Source organism: Streptomyces sp. A1136, from assembly GCF_004795055.1.
Classification (GTDB): domain Bacteria; phylum Actinomycetota; class Actinomycetes; order Streptomycetales; family Streptomycetaceae; genus Streptomyces.
The window spans coordinates 179169-192806 of record NZ_SSBJ01000006.1 but is presented as its reverse complement, the minus strand read 5'-3'; the positions used below and the strand labels follow the sequence as shown (position 1 = coordinate 192806).

Annotated in this window: 16 protein-coding genes; 3 read left to right on the top strand and 13 right to left on the bottom strand. The window is 72.4% G+C overall.

Features of this window, described 5'->3' with window-relative positions; translation table 11 throughout:
• Positions 1 to 148: 148 nt before the first annotated feature.
• A complete protein-coding gene (locus E6R62_RS08165; RefSeq protein WP_136212636.1) occupies positions 149 to 1375 on the bottom strand; it encodes an arginine deiminase in 1227 nt (408 codons plus the stop codon).
• A gap of 65 nt (positions 1376 to 1440) precedes the next feature.
• Entirely contained in the window at positions 1441 to 1938 is a 498-nt protein-coding gene (locus E6R62_RS08160; RefSeq protein WP_240801538.1) for a hypothetical protein, read from the bottom strand.
• Positions 1939 to 2159: 221 nt separating this feature from the next.
• Between E6R62_RS08160 and E6R62_RS08155 the strand changes: the two genes are divergently transcribed.
• Positions 2160 to 2978: a serine/threonine-protein kinase gene (locus tag E6R62_RS08155; RefSeq protein ID WP_136212634.1), complete on the top strand. Its 819-nt coding sequence runs from the start codon at positions 2160 to 2162 to the stop codon at positions 2976 to 2978.
• A 4-nt stretch (positions 2979 to 2982) separates the two neighbouring features.
• On the opposite strand, the gene mmuM is transcribed toward E6R62_RS08155, so the two are convergent.
• Both mmuM and E6R62_RS08145 read right to left on the bottom strand, forming a co-directional pair.
• Positions 2983 to 3861, bottom strand: a complete 879-nt coding sequence (gene mmuM, locus E6R62_RS08150; protein ID WP_136212633.1) for a homocysteine S-methyltransferase — start codon at positions 3859 to 3861, stop codon at positions 2983 to 2985.
• A gap of 13 nt (positions 3862 to 3874) precedes the next feature.
• Positions 3875 to 4798: an LLM class F420-dependent oxidoreductase gene (locus E6R62_RS08145; protein ID WP_136212632.1), complete on the bottom strand. Its 924-nt coding sequence runs from the start codon at positions 4796 to 4798 to the stop codon at positions 3875 to 3877.
• A 203-nt stretch (positions 4799 to 5001) separates the two neighbouring features.
• Here E6R62_RS08145 and E6R62_RS08140 point away from each other — a divergent pair, with 203 nt between their 5' ends.
• On the top strand, positions 5002 to 5349 hold the full coding sequence (locus tag E6R62_RS08140) for a hypothetical protein (RefSeq protein ID WP_136212631.1): 348 nt from the start codon (positions 5002 to 5004) through the stop codon (positions 5347 to 5349).
• A gap of 78 nt (positions 5350 to 5427) precedes the next feature.
• Here the strand turns inward: E6R62_RS08140 and E6R62_RS08135 are convergent, their stop codons facing one another.
• The 4 genes from E6R62_RS08135 to E6R62_RS08120 all read right to left on the bottom strand — a co-directional run bounded on the left by E6R62_RS08135 (position 5428) and on the right by E6R62_RS08120 (position 8301).
• Positions 5428 to 5913, bottom strand: a complete 486-nt coding sequence (locus E6R62_RS08135; RefSeq protein WP_136212630.1) for a DUF6099 family protein — start codon at positions 5911 to 5913, stop codon at positions 5428 to 5430.
• A 123-nt stretch (positions 5914 to 6036) separates the two neighbouring features.
• Positions 6037 to 6357, bottom strand: a complete 321-nt coding sequence (locus E6R62_RS40740; RefSeq protein WP_240801549.1) for a nucleotide pyrophosphohydrolase — start codon at positions 6355 to 6357, stop codon at positions 6037 to 6039.
• 179 nt (positions 6358 to 6536) lie between these two features.
• The gene (locus E6R62_RS08125) at positions 6537 to 7835 is read right to left on the bottom strand and encodes an AAA family ATPase (protein ID WP_136212628.1); all 1299 of its coding nucleotides are present in this window, start codon (positions 7833 to 7835) and stop codon (positions 6537 to 6539) included.
• Between the two features lie 67 nt (positions 7836 to 7902).
• Positions 7903 to 8301 (bottom strand): cell division protein SepF, encoded by a 399-nt coding sequence (locus E6R62_RS08120; protein ID WP_136212627.1) that lies wholly within the window; start codon positions 8299 to 8301, stop codon positions 7903 to 7905.
• Positions 8302 to 8521: 220 nt separating this feature from the next.
• On the opposite strand from E6R62_RS08120, the gene E6R62_RS40245 reads away from it, so the two are divergent.
• A complete protein-coding gene (locus E6R62_RS40245; RefSeq protein ID WP_206308683.1) occupies positions 8522 to 8737 on the top strand; it encodes a hypothetical protein in 216 nt (71 codons plus the stop codon).
• 84 nt (positions 8738 to 8821) lie between these two features.
• Here the strand turns inward: E6R62_RS40245 and E6R62_RS08110 are convergent, their stop codons facing one another.
• Genes E6R62_RS08110 through ssuE form a run of 5 tightly spaced genes read right to left on the bottom strand, consistent with a single transcriptional unit; the run spans position 8822 to position 13601 of the window.
• Positions 8822 to 10153, bottom strand: a complete 1332-nt coding sequence (locus E6R62_RS08110) for an LLM class flavin-dependent oxidoreductase (protein WP_136212626.1) — start codon at positions 10151 to 10153, stop codon at positions 8822 to 8824.
• A gap of 53 nt (positions 10154 to 10206) precedes the next feature.
• Positions 10207 to 11115 (bottom strand): ABC transporter permease, encoded by a 909-nt coding sequence (locus E6R62_RS08105; RefSeq protein WP_240801537.1) that lies wholly within the window; start codon positions 11113 to 11115, stop codon positions 10207 to 10209.
• Positions 11112 to 11951: an ABC transporter ATP-binding protein gene (locus tag E6R62_RS08100; RefSeq protein WP_136212625.1), complete on the bottom strand. Its 840-nt coding sequence runs from the start codon at positions 11949 to 11951 to the stop codon at positions 11112 to 11114. The genes E6R62_RS08105 and E6R62_RS08100 overlap by 4 nt, the downstream gene beginning before the upstream one ends.
• Before the next feature lie 8 nt (positions 11952 to 11959).
• Positions 11960 to 13000: an ABC transporter substrate-binding protein gene (locus E6R62_RS08095; RefSeq protein WP_136212624.1), complete on the bottom strand. Its 1041-nt coding sequence runs from the start codon at positions 12998 to 13000 to the stop codon at positions 11960 to 11962.
• Between the two features lie 43 nt (positions 13001 to 13043).
• Complete coding sequence (ssuE, locus tag E6R62_RS08090; protein WP_136212623.1) at positions 13044 to 13601, bottom strand: NADPH-dependent FMN reductase; 558 nt, start codon at positions 13599 to 13601, stop codon at positions 13044 to 13046.
• Positions 13602 to 13638 lie beyond the last annotated feature (37 nt).

Here is a 13638-nt window from a genome sequence, read left to right as displayed (position 1 = left end):
GGGGACGCTCCAGGGTGACGCTGACAGGGGATGATGGAAGTCTATACGACCCACTGTATTGATATACAGACCCCCCGGGCGTTCCCCGTCCGCGGTCCCCCTCGTATCCCCCGCATGTGGCCGCGCACCCCCGCCCCCCGGCCCCGGGTCAGACGGCGTCCCGCTCCACCGGGCAACTCATGCACCGGGGGCCGCCCCGCCCCCGACCCAGTTCGCTGCCCGGGATCTCGATCACCTCGATGCCCTCCTTGCGCAGGTGGGTGTTGGTGGTGACGTTCCGCTCGTAGGCGACGACCACGCCCGGCTCGACCGCCAGCACGTTGCAGCCGTCGTCCCACTGCTCGCGCTCCGCCGAGTGCACGTCCTGGGTGGCGGTGAGCACCCGGATGCCGCCCAGCCCGAGGGCCGCGGCGATGGCCCGGTGCATGTGCTCCGGCGGATGGTCGGTCACCTTCAGCTCGCTCGCGCCGGCGCCCGGCTCGATCGTGTAGGAGCGCAGCATGCCCAGGCCGGCGTACTGAGTGAACGTATCTCCGTCCACCATCGTCATCACCGTGTCCAGGTGCATGAAGGCCCGACGCTTGGGCATGTCCAGCGCCACGATGCTTGTCGCGGACCCGGCCGCGAACAGCCCCCGCGCCAACATCTCCACCGCCTGCGGGGTCGTGCGCTCGCTCATCCCGATCAACACCGCGCCGTTGCCGATGACCAGCAGGTCGCCGCCCTCGATGGTGGACGGGTAGTCGGCCAGGCCCTGCGACCAGTAGTGGAAGGCCCCGGACGACGTGAACACGGGGTGGTGCTTGTAGATCGCCTCGAAGTGCACGGTCTCGCGCTGCCGGGCCGGCCAGCGCATGGCGTTGATGGAGACTCCGTCGTAGATCCAGGCGCTGGTGTCCCGTGTGAACAGGTGGTTGGGCAGCGGCTGGAGGAGGAAGTCGTCCAGCTCCAGCGCGTGGAAGCGGACCGAGACCGGTTCGGCGTGCCGCTCCAGGAACTCACGTTTGGTCATGCCGCCGACCAGCGCCTCCGCCAGCCGGTCGGAGGTCAGGCCGTCGAAGACCTGCCGCAGGTGGTCGGTGGCGAGGGGGCCGTACTCCTTCTCGTGGAAGACCCGGTCCAGGACGAGGTGTCTCGCCTCCGGGATCTCCAGGGCCTCGCGGAGCAGGTCGCCGAAGAGGTGGACCTCGACGCCCCGGTCGCGCAGCACGTCCGCGAACCCGTCGTGCTCCTGGCGGGCGCGGCGCACCCACAGCACGTCGTCGAAGAGGAGGGCGTCCTTGTTGCTTGGAGTGAGCCGCTTCAGCTCCAAGTCGGGCCGGTGGAGGATGACGCGGCGCAGCCGCCCGGTCTCGGAGTCGACATGGAATCCCATGCCGTACACGTTCCCAGACCGGACGGCCTTGACCCGGGGTCGGCCGGGCCTTGTCCGCGGGGTGCTCAGCGCAGGCCGAGAAGTGCCGTCGGGGTGCCGACGAGCTCCGGGGCGCTCAGCCCCAGCTTGGGCGTGACGATGTTGGGGATACCGAAGTTGCCGCCGTCCGGCATGGACAGCGGGGCGCCGACGATCGCCCCGGGGGTGCGGGCGAGCATCCGGGTCTCCGGGGCGTCCAGCGAACCCTCGCCGTCCGTCTCGGGGCTGCCCGCCGGGTTCGGCACCGGGGAGGTGACGAGGGTGTGACCGAGGTCCGTGCCGATCGGGACCACCGGCAGGAGTGGGGTGGGGAGCAGGTCCCCGCTGTGGAAGCGCGGCGCCTCGGGCGCGCCGACGACCGGCACCGGCACCCCGGTGGCCACGCGCGGGGTGTCCACGCCCAGCGTGGTCTTCACGGCGTCCAGCGGGACACCCACCGGAACCGAGTCGGCCACGGCCGGGGAGGCCGCGCCGGCCGCGGCCATACAGGTCATGAGCGCCGCAATGCTTCCGCGCGCGGTCATCTTCATAGGTGACGTTCCGTCCTTCCAGGGTCGCGGACATTCCGCTGCCCTGGATGAACGATCCCGCCGGTGGGTTTCCCGGAGTTCTCGGGGAAAGTTCCCCCATACGACCTAATTAGCGGCCCTACGGCGGCGGTGCCTTTACGCTTCGGTCCCGGGCCGGCGCCGCGGTCGCGTCAGGAGCGCCGCGTCCCCGCCGACGGGCTGAGATCATTCCCGTGATGACGACACACCCGTTCCGGAACGTCACGCACGCCGCGGAACCCGAAGCGCTCCTCGACCGGTTGGGCACCGTGTTCAGACGGTTCGACGAGCAGGACTCCGGCTGCGTCTCCTACGGACTCCTGGCCTCGGGCCGGCGTTGGTTCGTGAAGACCGCCGCCACCGCGGAGGGGACCTCTTCCCTGCGCCGCGCGGCGTCGTTCCACCGGAAGGTGGCGCACCCGGCCGTCGTTCCCCTGGTCCACACCTTCACCACGGACGAACGCCTCGTCCTGGTCTACCCCTGGGTGAGCGGCGAGGTGCTCTACCACCCGACCCGCTCACACCGAGGGGGTCGGGCCGTTCCCGGCAGCCCGATGGCACGGTTTCGGGCCCGGCCGCTTCCTCTCGTCCATGCCGCGCTGGAATCCGTCCTCCGGGCCCATGTGGCCGTCGAGGAGGCCGGCTTCGTCGCGGTCGACCTCTACGACGGATGCCTGCTGTACGACTTCGACCTGCACCGCATGGTGCTGTGCGACCTGGACGAGTACCGGCCCGGTCCTTTCGTCCTCGACGCGGACCGGCTGCCCGGGTCGACCCGCTACATGGCTCCGGAGCAACTCGTGCGCGGATCGCTGATCGACACCCGCGCCACCGTGTTCACCCTCGGCCGGACGCTCCGTCTGCTGCTGGACGCCGGCGACGAGGAGAGGCGGTGGCGCGGGAATCCCGAACAGCTGGAGGTCATCGGGCGGGCGACCGCCGGCGCGCCGGAGCGACGGTTCCCCTCCGTGGGCGCCCTCGTCGACGCGTGGCGGGTGGCCACCGGGGCCGCGTGAAGCCTCAGGACAGGCGGGCGCCGAGGGCGGCGATGGCAGGGGGGTCGATGCGGCAGCAGCCGCCGAGGAGGCGGGCGCCGATGGAGCGCCAGGCGGGGACGTCCCAGACCGGCGGAGTCGGCGGGGAGTGCCACCGTCCGCCGGCCGCGTCCCAGATCGAACCGTCGTTGGGGTAGGCCAGCAACGGCTTACGGGTGACGGAGGCGGCCGCTTCCAGGGCGGGCCCCACGTCCTGGGGATCGCAACAGTTGACTCCGAGCGCGATGACCTCCGGCGCCTGCGCCGCCAGGGCGAAGGCTTCCGCGAGGGGCTGGCCGGCCCGGGTACGGCCGCCGGCCACCGTGTAGCTCAGCCAGACGGGCACCCCCGACCCGGCGAGCACGCCGAGCAGGGCCTCCGCCTCTATGGTGTCCGGGACGGTCTCCAGCGCCAGGACGTCGGGCCCCGCCTCCACGAGCGTCTCGATCCGGGGGCGGTGGAAGTCGGCCAGCGCCGCGACGCCGAGCCCGTACCCGCCCCGGTACTCGGAGCCGTCCGCCAGCACCGCCCCGTACGGGCCCACCGAGGCGGCCACCCAGACCTCGTGGTCCGCCGCCCGGGCCGCGCGGTCGGCCAGGGCGACGCCGCGGCGCAGCAGTACCTCGGCCTCGGGCGCCCCGTACCCGATCTGGTAGCTCGCGGTGATGAGCACCTCCGCGCCGGCCCGCGCGTAGGCGGTGTGGGCCGCCTCGACCTGGTCCGGCCGCTCGGCGAGCACCCGGCCCGTCCAGAGGCCGCCGGACAGGTCGCAGCCCTGGGCGACGAGCTGGTTGCTGAGGCCGCCGTCCAGGAGCACGGCCCTGCGGGCGAGTGCTTCGGCGAGCGGGCCGGACGCGCGGGCCATGGGCGAGGCTCCTCTAGTCGAGCTGGGACAGCACCTGGGAGGAGATCAGCTCCAGGTGGTCGAGGTCGTGGAGGTCCAGGAGCTGGAGGTAGGCGCGGGAGGAGCCGATGGCTCCGTACGCGCCGAGCTTCTCCACCACCTCGGCGGGGGAACCGGCCAGCCCGTTGGCCTTGAGTTCGTCCACGTCACGACCGATGGCGGCGGCCCGGCGGGCCACCTCGGCGTCGTCCTTGCCGACGCAGACCACGAGGGCGTTGGAGTAGACGAGGTCCTCGGGCGCGCGGCCGGCTTCCCGGGCGGCCTCGCGGACCCGACCGAACTGCCGCTCGCTGTCCGCGATCGACGCGAACGGCATGTTGAACTCGTCCGCATACCGGGCCGCGAGGCGCGGGGTGCGCTTCGCGCCGTGGCCGCCGATGAGGACCGGCACCTTGGCCTGGGCGGGCTTGGGCAGCGCCGGGGAGTTCTCCACCTGGTAGTGCGCGCCCGCGTAGTCGAAGGTGGCGCCCGGCTCGGTGGCCCACAGACCGGTGACGATCGCGAGCTGTTCCTCCAGGCGGGCCATCCGGTCCGCGGGGAACGGGATGCCGTACGCCTTGTGTTCCTCCTCGAACCAGCCCGCGCCGAGCCCGAGTTCAACCCGGCCACCCGACATCTGATCGACCTGCGCCACCTGGATGGCGAGCACCCCCGGCCACCGGAAGGTACCGGCCGTCATCAGCGTGCCCAGCCGGATGCGCTTGGTCTCGCGGGCCAGGCCGGCGAGGGTGATCCAGGCGTCGGTGGGACCGGGCAGCCCGTCGGCGGACCCCATCCGAAGGTAGTGGTCGGAGCGGAAGAACGCGTCGAACCCGAGCTCCTCGGTGGCCCGGGCGACCCGCAGGAGGGTCTCGTAGCTCGCGCCCTGCTGCGGCTCGGTGAAAATGCGAAGATCCATGCCCCCTATCCTGCCCCGCCCGCCGCTGCCGGGTGAATCCGCGCCGCCCGGAGGCCCCCGGCGCGCCGCGCCGGTGACCGGCCCGGAGGGTGATCGTTGGCTCGGACGGAGCCGGACCGCCCCGGCCCGCGCGCCGGCGGCCCCCGTCCGGCGCGTCCACCGCCCCCTTCCCCCGGGAAGGGCCAAGGGCCGAGGAGGCCGCCATGTACCACGAGGCCGTGCCGGAGACCCGCCGACAGCACACACCGACCGGCCGGACCGGACAGGCGGCGCACGACCCGGCAGCCGCCCCGGACCCCCGCGACCCCGCCGCGCCCGCGCCGGAAGGCGGCGCGCCGAAGGGACTGCTCCAGCAGATGGAGGAGTTGTTGGCGGCCTTGAACGCCGACCTGTCCCGGCTGGACGCCGACCTCCTGTCCTCCACGGACCGCACCCTCTCAAGCACCTCGCCGGCCGCCGTCGGCCCGACGCGAAGCGACGCGATGCGGAACGAAACGACGCGGAACGGGCCGGCCCCGGACGGCGACGGCGCCCCGCCCCGGTCCGCCTGAGCGGTATCACCGACCCGCCGCGGCGCCGGCGGCCCGCATCCTGTCCGCGGTGCGGACCGTACGGCCCCGCCCGGTGCCTCAGGACACCCCGGAGGCGGAGCCCCGTTCGCGCACGCTGATGCGGCGCAGGAGGGCCCGTACCCGGTCGCTCGACTCGTCAGCCGCGTCGATCGACTCTATGCACTGCCAGTACAGCGCCTCTTCGTCGGTGGCGCAGGCCACCCCGACCAGTGCTATGCCGACCTCGCCGAGCAACGCCTGGAGCCCCAGCAACGCCTGCCGGACGTCCCGCACTTCGGTCAGTTGCGCGGCTCTCGGCGGATAGTCGGGCACGCCGCCCCCGCCACGCACGGCCGGACTGTCGAGCAGCCCGCAACCTCTGCCTCCCGCTTCACCCAGTACCCGCGCCTCCGCTCTCAGCTCCGGCGGCCCGGTGACCGCCAGCCAGCTCCCGATCCCCTGCGTCAAGGCCTGTGCCTGCCAGGCCTCGCCCACGATGTCCCACGCAGCCCCGCTCTGTGCCAGCGCGTGCCGGCCGGCCGCGATGAGCCGTACCGCATCCATATGCCGTCCCCCGTCCGCACGACATGCCGCCGCTCCCTCACTACCCAGAGTGAAGGCAACGAGCCAGTAAAGCCAGGGGTATTCGGAAATCTGTGGACACAAAGATGGTTGTGGATGACACCATCACTCCGAAGAGTGACGATTCGGGCTCGAACCACCCGTCCGGGGGAACCGGAGCTCGTTCCTCTCGATCTTCGCGGCGAGCGCGTCCAGCACATCCACCCCGAGGACCTCACAGAACTGCAGCAGGTACGCCATGACGTCGGCGACCTCATCGGCCACCCGGTGCGCGGTGCCGGGCCGTTCCATGACCCTCGCCGACTCCTCCGGCGTCAGCCATTGGAAGATCTCGACCAGTTCGGACGCCTCCACGCTCAGGGCCACGGCCAGGTTCTTCGGAGTGTGGTACTCGGCCCAGTCGCGTGCGGCCGCGAAGTCCGCCAGCCGCCGCTGGAGCCGGTAGAGCCGTTCGTCCGCCTTCCCACCCCCGGTGTCGTGCCCGTTCCGGTCGTCGTGCGCGTCCCGGGCGTCGTTCCCGTCCCGGGCGTCGTTCCCGTCCCGGGCGTCGTTCCCGTCCCGGGCGTCCTGCGAGCCGTGCGTGTCGCGGGTGTCGTGCGTGTCGCTCATGGACCCAGGTCTACCACCGAGACGCCCGGGAGGGCGCGGGCGGTTCCCGCCGTCTCCTCCCCGATGGCCGCGACCAATCGGATGTGACCGCGCGCGCACGACAACAGCGCCAGGCGCAGCAGTTCGGCGCGCTGGCGCCCGTCGAGGCCGTGGTCGAATCCGTCCGCGAGCACGGTGAGGGCCTGCTGCGCGGAGAGCAGTTCGGCGGCCGGGTCCACGGCCAGTACGCCCGGCCCGGTCAGCAGGACGAGCGCCAGGGCGAGGAAGCGGAGTTCGCCCGCCCCGAGGCGGCCGAGTGCCGTGCCCGGTGCGGCGGGGCCCCTGTCCAGCAGCGCCGTGACGGAGCCGTCCGGGTGGGGCCGTACGTCGAGCCCGGCCACCGGTCCGGCGCAGCCGGTGCGGGCGGCCGTGGTGAGCAGCGCGTGCCGGGTGCCACACTCCCGGCGGGTCCGGCGCAGGACATCGGCCAGGTTCGCGCAGTCGCCGCGCAGCCGCCCGGTCCCCGACGGGACCGCGCCCCGCATCCGCTCCGGGCGCGGGTCGCAGGGGAACACCGAGCGCAGTGCCACGACGACCTGCTCGGCGGCGGCCAGGACGCGCCGCTGCCCGGCGGTGGCCCCGGCGACGCGCAGCGGCAGCAGGGCGGTGCCGAGTCGGTCGTCCGGAAGCGGGGCGCGGGTCATGCCGGTGGCTCCGCCCGTCAGCCAGGCGGCCTGGACGGAGCGCCGGCCGGGGTCGCGCAGGGCGGTGGTGAGCAGGATCTCCCCGTTGTGGGTGAGGCGTTCGCCGACGAGGCGCAGCGAGGGCTCGGCCTGGACGGCCAGTTCGAGGTGGACCGGCCCGACGGGCCCGTCGACGGTGCAGCCGAGTCGGAAGCCGCGCCTGCGTTCCGCGTCGGGCACGGCGCGCTCCGGCACGCGGGCGCGGGGGTCGGGGAACGCCTCGGCCAGGGTGGCACCGGACGCGAGTCGGGACAGGGCCTGGTAGGCGTCCAGGGCATGGGACTTGCCGCTGCCGCTGGGGCCGGTGAACAAGGTGACCGGCCCCAGCGGGAACACCGCCGAGCGGTGCGCGCCGAAGGCCGCGAGGCGTAACTCGGTGACGGCCGGTCGTTGGTGGCCCGGTCGCCCCGCGTCCGGGCCGGCACCCGACCCCGCGTCCGGCGCGGCGTCCGGCGCCGCACCCCTCCCCGCGTCGAGTCCCGCGTCGAGTCCTGTGCCGAGTCCTGTGCCGAAGCCCGTGTCCGGCCCCGCGGTCGGCCCACAGTCGAGCCCGGTGTCCAAGGTGGCGTCCATGCGCCGGACAGTACGGGCCGCCACGACCGGGGCGTCCTCGGCGAACCGTTCCGCCGCCGGGACCTTCCTACGATCGAGGGACGGCCGCGGCCGCGATGCCCTCGACCTCGGTGCCGACCGGCGCCAGCAGGAACACGTTGCGGTCGACCCGGTGCATCCCGCTGCCCAGTCCGAAGACCACACCGCTGCTGAAGTCGAGGATGCGCTTCGCCACCTCGGTGTCCGCCCCCGTCAGGTCCAGCAGCACGGGGATCTGCGCGATCAGGTACTCCGCCACCTCACGGGCGTCGGCGAAGATCTGGACCCGGATCACCACGAAGCGCCGCTGCTGCTCCGCCGCCGAAGTCCCGGGCCGCGCGGGGATCGTGCGGTGGTCCACCCGGGAAGGCCACTCGTTGCGACTGCGCAGGGGGACCACCTGCGCGAGTCCCTCCCACTGTTCGTCCGTGACGTCGTACCTGCTCACCGGACCGCCTCGGCCGCGCGCTTCATGTGCATCCCGCCATCCTCTCTCGTTTCACCCGTTCAGCCCAACACCGACACGGGGCGCCGAGGGGCGACCGGCACACGGGCCGTCCCGGAAGTCCCGTACGTCACCGGAACGCATGATTCCGCCCGAAACAGACCGGAAACCTACCGGAGTGCGGCCGTCGGGACAGTCACCGCCCGCCTCCGCCGCGACGACCATGAAGGCAATCACATACGCGGACGACGGCGCAGGGGCGCACGACCACGACTGCCCGCGCCCGCCCGGCGCCGGGGCCGTGCTCCACGGCGAGGGCCCCGCGGACCGTATCCGCGAGTCGGCCCCCGAGGGCATCGACGCGGGCCTCGACTCGGGGCGCACCGCCCGTGGACCCGGCCGAGTGCCGCCGGCAGGATGCGGGGCGGGATCGTCCTGACCGCCTGAGGACCGGGGAACGCCCGTAGGGCGCCGGAGCGTTCCGCTCCGGCGCCCTACGGGTCGATGGCTCGGGTGTGGCCGCTCAGGCGGGTTCCTTGACGTACCGGTTCGCCGGGCGGGCCAGGCCGTAGTTCTCGCGCAGGGTGCGGCCCGTGTACTCCGTGCGGAACAGGCCTCGGCGCTGGAGGATCGGCACGACGTGGTCGACGAAGTCGGTCAGACCGGTGGGCAGCACGGGCGCCATGATGTTGAAGCCGTCGGCGGCGCCCCGCGTGAACCACTCCTCCAGCTGGTCGGCGATCTGCTCCGGGGTACCCGCGAAGACCCGGTGCCCACGCCCGGCGCCGAGGCGGGCGATCAGTTCGCGCAGGGTGAGGCCGTCGCGCCGGGCGAGTTCGGCGACGAGGGTGAAACGGCTCTTGTTGCCGTTGATGTCGCGTTCCTCGGGGAGCTCGGGGAGCGGACCGTCCAGGGGGAGGCCGGTGAGGTCCGTACCGAGCATGCCGGAGAGCTGCGCGAGCCCGTACTCGGGCACCTGGAGGTCGGTGAGCTCCTGCTCCAGGGCCTTGGCCTCCGCCTCGGTGGAACCGATGACGGGGGCGATGCCCGGCAGCACCAGCAGGTCGCCCTCGGAGCGGCCGTACTTGGCGAGGCGGGACTTGAGGTCCTTGTAGAAGGTCTGGCCGTCGACGAGGGTCTGCTGGGCGGTGAAGACCGCCTCCGCGTACTGGGCGGCGAACTCCTTGCCGTCCTCGGAGGAGCCGGCCTGCACGAGGAGGGGGTGGCCCTGGGGGGAACGCGGCACGTTGAGGGGGCCGGCCACGCCGAAGTACTCGCCCCGGTGGGCGGCGGGGTGCAGCTTGTCGGTGTCGGCGTAGACGCCGCGCTCCTTGTCGAGGACGATCGCGTCGTCCTCCCAGCTGTCCCACAGCTTGGTGGCGACGTCGAGGAACTCGCGGGCGCGGTCGTAGCGGAGGCGGTGCTCCAGGTGCTCGTCCCGGTTGAAGTTGCGGGCCTCGTCGACCGTGCCGGAGGTCACGATGTTCCAGCCGGCGCGGCCGTTGCTGATGTGGTCGAGGGAGGCGAACTTGCGGGCGGTGTGGAAGGGCTCGTTGAAGGTGGTGGAGACGGTGGCGATCAGCCCGATGTGCTCGGTGACGGCGGCGATGGCCGAGAGCAGGGTGAGCGGCTCGAAGCCGCCGAGGGCGTTGTAGCGGGCCTTGCCCCAGAGGGCGAGGCCGTCGGCGAAGAAGATCGAGTCGAGTCGGCCGCGCTCGGCGGTACGGGCCAGTTCCTGGAAGTACCGCAGGTCGGTGACGCGTTCGGGGCTGCTCCCGGGGTGTCGCCAGGCGGCGTCGTGGTGACCCGCGTTCATCAGGAAGGCGTTGAGGTGGAGGGTCCGCGGTGCGGTCATGGTCTGTTCCTCGGGGTGGGTACGGGTGGTGCGCGGGGCGGGGACGCCGCGGGTCAGGCGGGGACGCGCCAGAGGCTGAGGCGGCGCTCGACGGTGACGAGGAGCTGGTTGAAGGCCACTCCGATCGCGGAGATGGTCACGATGCCCGCGTACATCTGGGGGATGGCGAAGTTGAACTGCGAGGCGTTGATCAGATAGCCCAGCCCCGCCTTGGCGCCGATCATCTCGGCGGCGACGAGCACCAGGATCGACACCGCGCCCGCCAGCCGGATGCCGGTGAAGATCGCGGGCACCGAGGCGGGCAGGATCACCTTCTGGAAGAGCCGAGGGGTGGACAGGTCCATGGATCGGGCCAGTTTCACCAGCGTCGGGTCCGCGGTGCCCACGGCGCTGATCGTGTTCAGCAGGATCGGCCAGACGCAGGCGTAGACGACGATCGAGACCTTCGACGTCTCCCCGATGCCCAGCAGCAGGACGAAGACGGGCAGCAGGGCGAGGGCCGCCGTGTTGCGGAACACCTCCAGCAGCGGACCGAGCAGGACGGCGACCGGCCGGTACCAGCCGATCAACAGCCCGAGCGGGACGGCGACGACGACAGCGATGGCGAAGCCTCCGAAGGAGCGGACGAGGCTGGCCTGCGTGTGTTCGGCGAGCTGCCCGTCGCCGAGCAGCTCCCACCAGGCTCGGGCCACTTCGCTGACCGGGGGCAGGAAGGTCGCGTCGACGAGGCCGAGCCGCGGCGCCGCCTCCCAGACGGCGAGCAGGGCGATGATCGCCGCCGAGCGCAGCAGCGCGGCGCCCAGCCGGCGCAGCGCCGACGCTCCGGCGGCTGTCGCGCGGCCCGCCGGGCGGCCCGTGGTCCGGGGGGCGGGCGGGGCGGCGGGGCGCGCGGGGCTCCATACCGCCTCGGTGGTGGTGGCGGGTGGTGCCGCGAGGGTCGTGGTGTCGATTCCGGTGCTCATGCGGTGGCCTCCTCCTTCTCCAGTTGCCGGGCGCGGGCCACTTCGTCGTGCAGCAGGGTCCAGATCTCGTGCCGGTAGCGGGCGAACTCCGGGCTGGAGCGCAGGTCCTCCCCCGTCGCCCCGTCGCCGCGGGCGTCGAACGACACCGGGACGACCGCCTTGACGCGCCCCGGGCGGGAGGTGATGACGGCGACCCGTTGGCCGAGGTACACGGCCTCCTCGATGCCGTGCGTGATGAACACGACGGTTTTGCCCGTGCGTTGCCAGATGCGCCGCAACTCGTCCTGGAGCGCCTCGCGGGTCTGCGCGTCGAGCGCCGCGAACGGCTCGTCCATCAGCAGCACGTCGGGGTCGTAGGCCAGCGAGCGGGCGATGGCGACGCGTTGGCGCATGCCGCCCGACAGCTCGTGCGGATGCCGGTCCTCGAACCCGGTCAGGCCGACGAGGTCCAGGAACTCCCGGGCTCGTTCCTTTCGTTCACCGCGCGGGACCCCCCGCGCCTCCAGGCCGAATTCGATGTTGCCGAGGGCGGTCCGCCAGGGCAGCAGCGCGTACTGCTGGAAGACGATGCCCCGGTCGAGCCCGGGCCCGGTGACGGGTTCGCCGTCGAGCAGGATGCGGCCGGAGGCGGGCCGGGTCAGGCCTCCCAGGAGGTCCAGGAGGGTGGACTTGCCGCACCCGCTGGGGCCGACGACCACCAGGAACTCGCCCGCCTCGATCTCCAAATCGATGCCGTCGAGGGCGGTGAACTCCCCCTTGTTGTTCCTTTCCTTCTTGTTCTTCTTCTCCTTGGTCGGGAAGGTCTTCGTCACGGAGTCGAACACGATCTTCGCCATGGCGGCCGTCAGCCCTTTCCGAGTCCGTTGAACTCGTTGGTGTAGAGATCGCCGGGCTTCAGTCGGCCCTTCTTGATCTCGCCGCGGCCGCCGAGCCAGTCGAGCCAGAGCTGGAACTCCTTGTCGGCGATGCGGCCGCCGGGCTCGGCGACCCCGTAGGAGCGCCAGTACTGGAGCGTCGAGGTGTCCTCGTTACGGCCGCGCTTTTTGATGATCTCCGTCATACGGGCGACGACCTCCTCGCGCGGGGTGGTGCGGGACCACTCGATGGCCTTGGCCACGCCGGTGGTGAAGGTTTGTACGGTGTCGGGGTTCTCCTTGATGAAGCGCCGCGTCATCACGTACGAACCGGCGCTGAACGCGCCCAGCAGTTCGAAGTCCTTGAACAGCGGGCGTATCCCGCCGGCCGCCAGGGCCTTGTCGCGCAGGACGCCGCTGAGCACGCCGACCTCGATCTGCTTCTGTCTCAGGGCCTGTTCGGTGTTGACGGGCGGGACGACGAGGGGTTCGACCTTGCCCGCGTCCGCCCTGGAGAGGCCGTTGCGCTCCAGATAGATGTCGAGGAGCGCCTGCGCGTGGGCGCCCAGGGTGTTCATGCCGACCTTTTTGCCGATCAGGTCGCGGGCGGAGCGGATCGGGCTGTCCTCCAGGACGTAGTACCCGAGGTACGTGTCCTTGTCGGAGCCGTAATAGGAGACGACGGCCTGGATCTGGGCCTTGCTCTCCGCCAGCTTGACGATCGCGCCGTTGAAGGCGCCGCCGAAGTGGGTCTGGCCGGTTGCCGCGGACTGGATGTCCTGGGGACCGCTGATGGTGTTGCCGACCCATTCGAGGCTGAGTCCGCCGAGGTAGCCGAGGTCGGCGGCGAGCTCGGGGAGGATGACCGAGCCGACGGCGCCCTGGTACTTGAGGGTGGTGACCTGCTTGCCCTGGCCGCCGGAGCCGCCGGTGGCGGTGGCCGTGCCGCAGCTCACCGCGGCCGCCGAGATGCCGAGCAGGGTGAGGAACTGGCGTCGGGAGGTGGGGGTCGGGGTGAAGGCTGCGGGCATGGCTGGTCCTTGTCGCGGGTCGGGTCGCAGGATCTGGGAAGGGCTACGGGGCGGGGGTGAGGGCGGCGGTGTCGGCGGCGCGCAGGGCGTCGGCGAACTCGTCGACCGCCTGGAAGAGGTCCAGCTCCGCCTCCGGCCGCAACCGGTCGGGACCGGCGCCGCGCTCGACGGAGGAGTCCAGGACGAAGCGACCGGCGGTGACGTGGCGGGCGCCGAGTGCGGCGAGGACCGGGCGCAGGGCGTAGTCGATGGTCAAGACGTGGGCGAGGCTGCCACCGGTGGCGAGCGGCAGGACGGTCTTGCCGGCGAGGCCGTCCTGCGGGAGCAGGTCGAGGAAGGACTTCAGCAGCCCGGTGTAGGCGGCCTTGTAGACGGGGGTCGCGATGACCAGGCCGTCCGCTTCGGCGACGGCTTCCAGGGCCCGGCGGATCTCCGGCTCGCCCCGGCGGGCGGAGAGGAGGTCGGCTGCGGGCAGCTCGCGCAGGGCGAGGTGTGAGGTCTCGAAGCCGGCGTGGGTCAGGCGGCGCAGGACGTGGTCGGCGACGATCGCGGTGCGGGAGTTGAGGGAGGGGCTGCCGGTGAGGGCGAGCAGTCTGGGCACGGGGCGCTCCTGGTGGGGCGGGTCGGGGACGGTCGGG

What these genes read in the sequence shown, in the direction of transcription:
- E6R62_RS08165 (WP_136212636.1), bottom strand. Translation starts at nt 1,375, where the DNA reads ATGGGATTCCATGTCGACTCCGAGACCGGGCGGCTGCGCCGCGTCATC.
- E6R62_RS08160 (WP_240801538.1), bottom strand. Translation starts at nt 1,938, where the DNA reads ATGACCGCGCGCGGAAGCATTGCGGCGCTCATGACCTGTATGGCCGCG.
- E6R62_RS08155 (WP_136212634.1), top strand. Translation starts at nt 2,160, where the DNA reads ATGACGACACACCCGTTCCGGAACGTCACGCACGCCGCGGAACCCGAA.
- mmuM (WP_136212633.1), bottom strand. Translation starts at nt 3,861, where the DNA reads ATGGCCCGCGCGTCCGGCCCGCTCGCCGAAGCACTCGCCCGCAGGGCC.
- E6R62_RS08145 (WP_136212632.1), bottom strand. Translation starts at nt 4,798, where the DNA reads ATGGATCTTCGCATTTTCACCGAGCCGCAGCAGGGCGCGAGCTACGAG.
- E6R62_RS08140 (WP_136212631.1), top strand. Translation starts at nt 5,002, where the DNA reads ATGTACCACGAGGCCGTGCCGGAGACCCGCCGACAGCACACACCGACC.
- E6R62_RS08135 (WP_136212630.1), bottom strand. Translation starts at nt 5,913, where the DNA reads ATGGATGCGGTACGGCTCATCGCGGCCGGCCGGCACGCGCTGGCACAG.
- E6R62_RS08125 (WP_136212628.1), bottom strand. Translation starts at nt 7,835, where the DNA reads ATGGACGCCACCTTGGACACCGGGCTCGACTGTGGGCCGACCGCGGGG.
- E6R62_RS40245 (WP_206308683.1), top strand. Translation starts at nt 8,522, where the DNA reads ATGAAGGCAATCACATACGCGGACGACGGCGCAGGGGCGCACGACCAC.
- E6R62_RS08110 (WP_136212626.1), bottom strand. Translation starts at nt 10,153, where the DNA reads ATGACCGCACCGCGGACCCTCCACCTCAACGCCTTCCTGATGAACGCG.
- E6R62_RS08105 (WP_240801537.1), bottom strand. Translation starts at nt 11,115, where the DNA reads ATGAGCACCGGAATCGACACCACGACCCTCGCGGCACCACCCGCCACC.
- E6R62_RS08100 (WP_136212625.1), bottom strand. Translation starts at nt 11,951, where the DNA reads ATGGCGAAGATCGTGTTCGACTCCGTGACGAAGACCTTCCCGACCAAG.
- E6R62_RS08095 (WP_136212624.1), bottom strand. Translation starts at nt 13,000, where the DNA reads ATGCCCGCAGCCTTCACCCCGACCCCCACCTCCCGACGCCAGTTCCTC.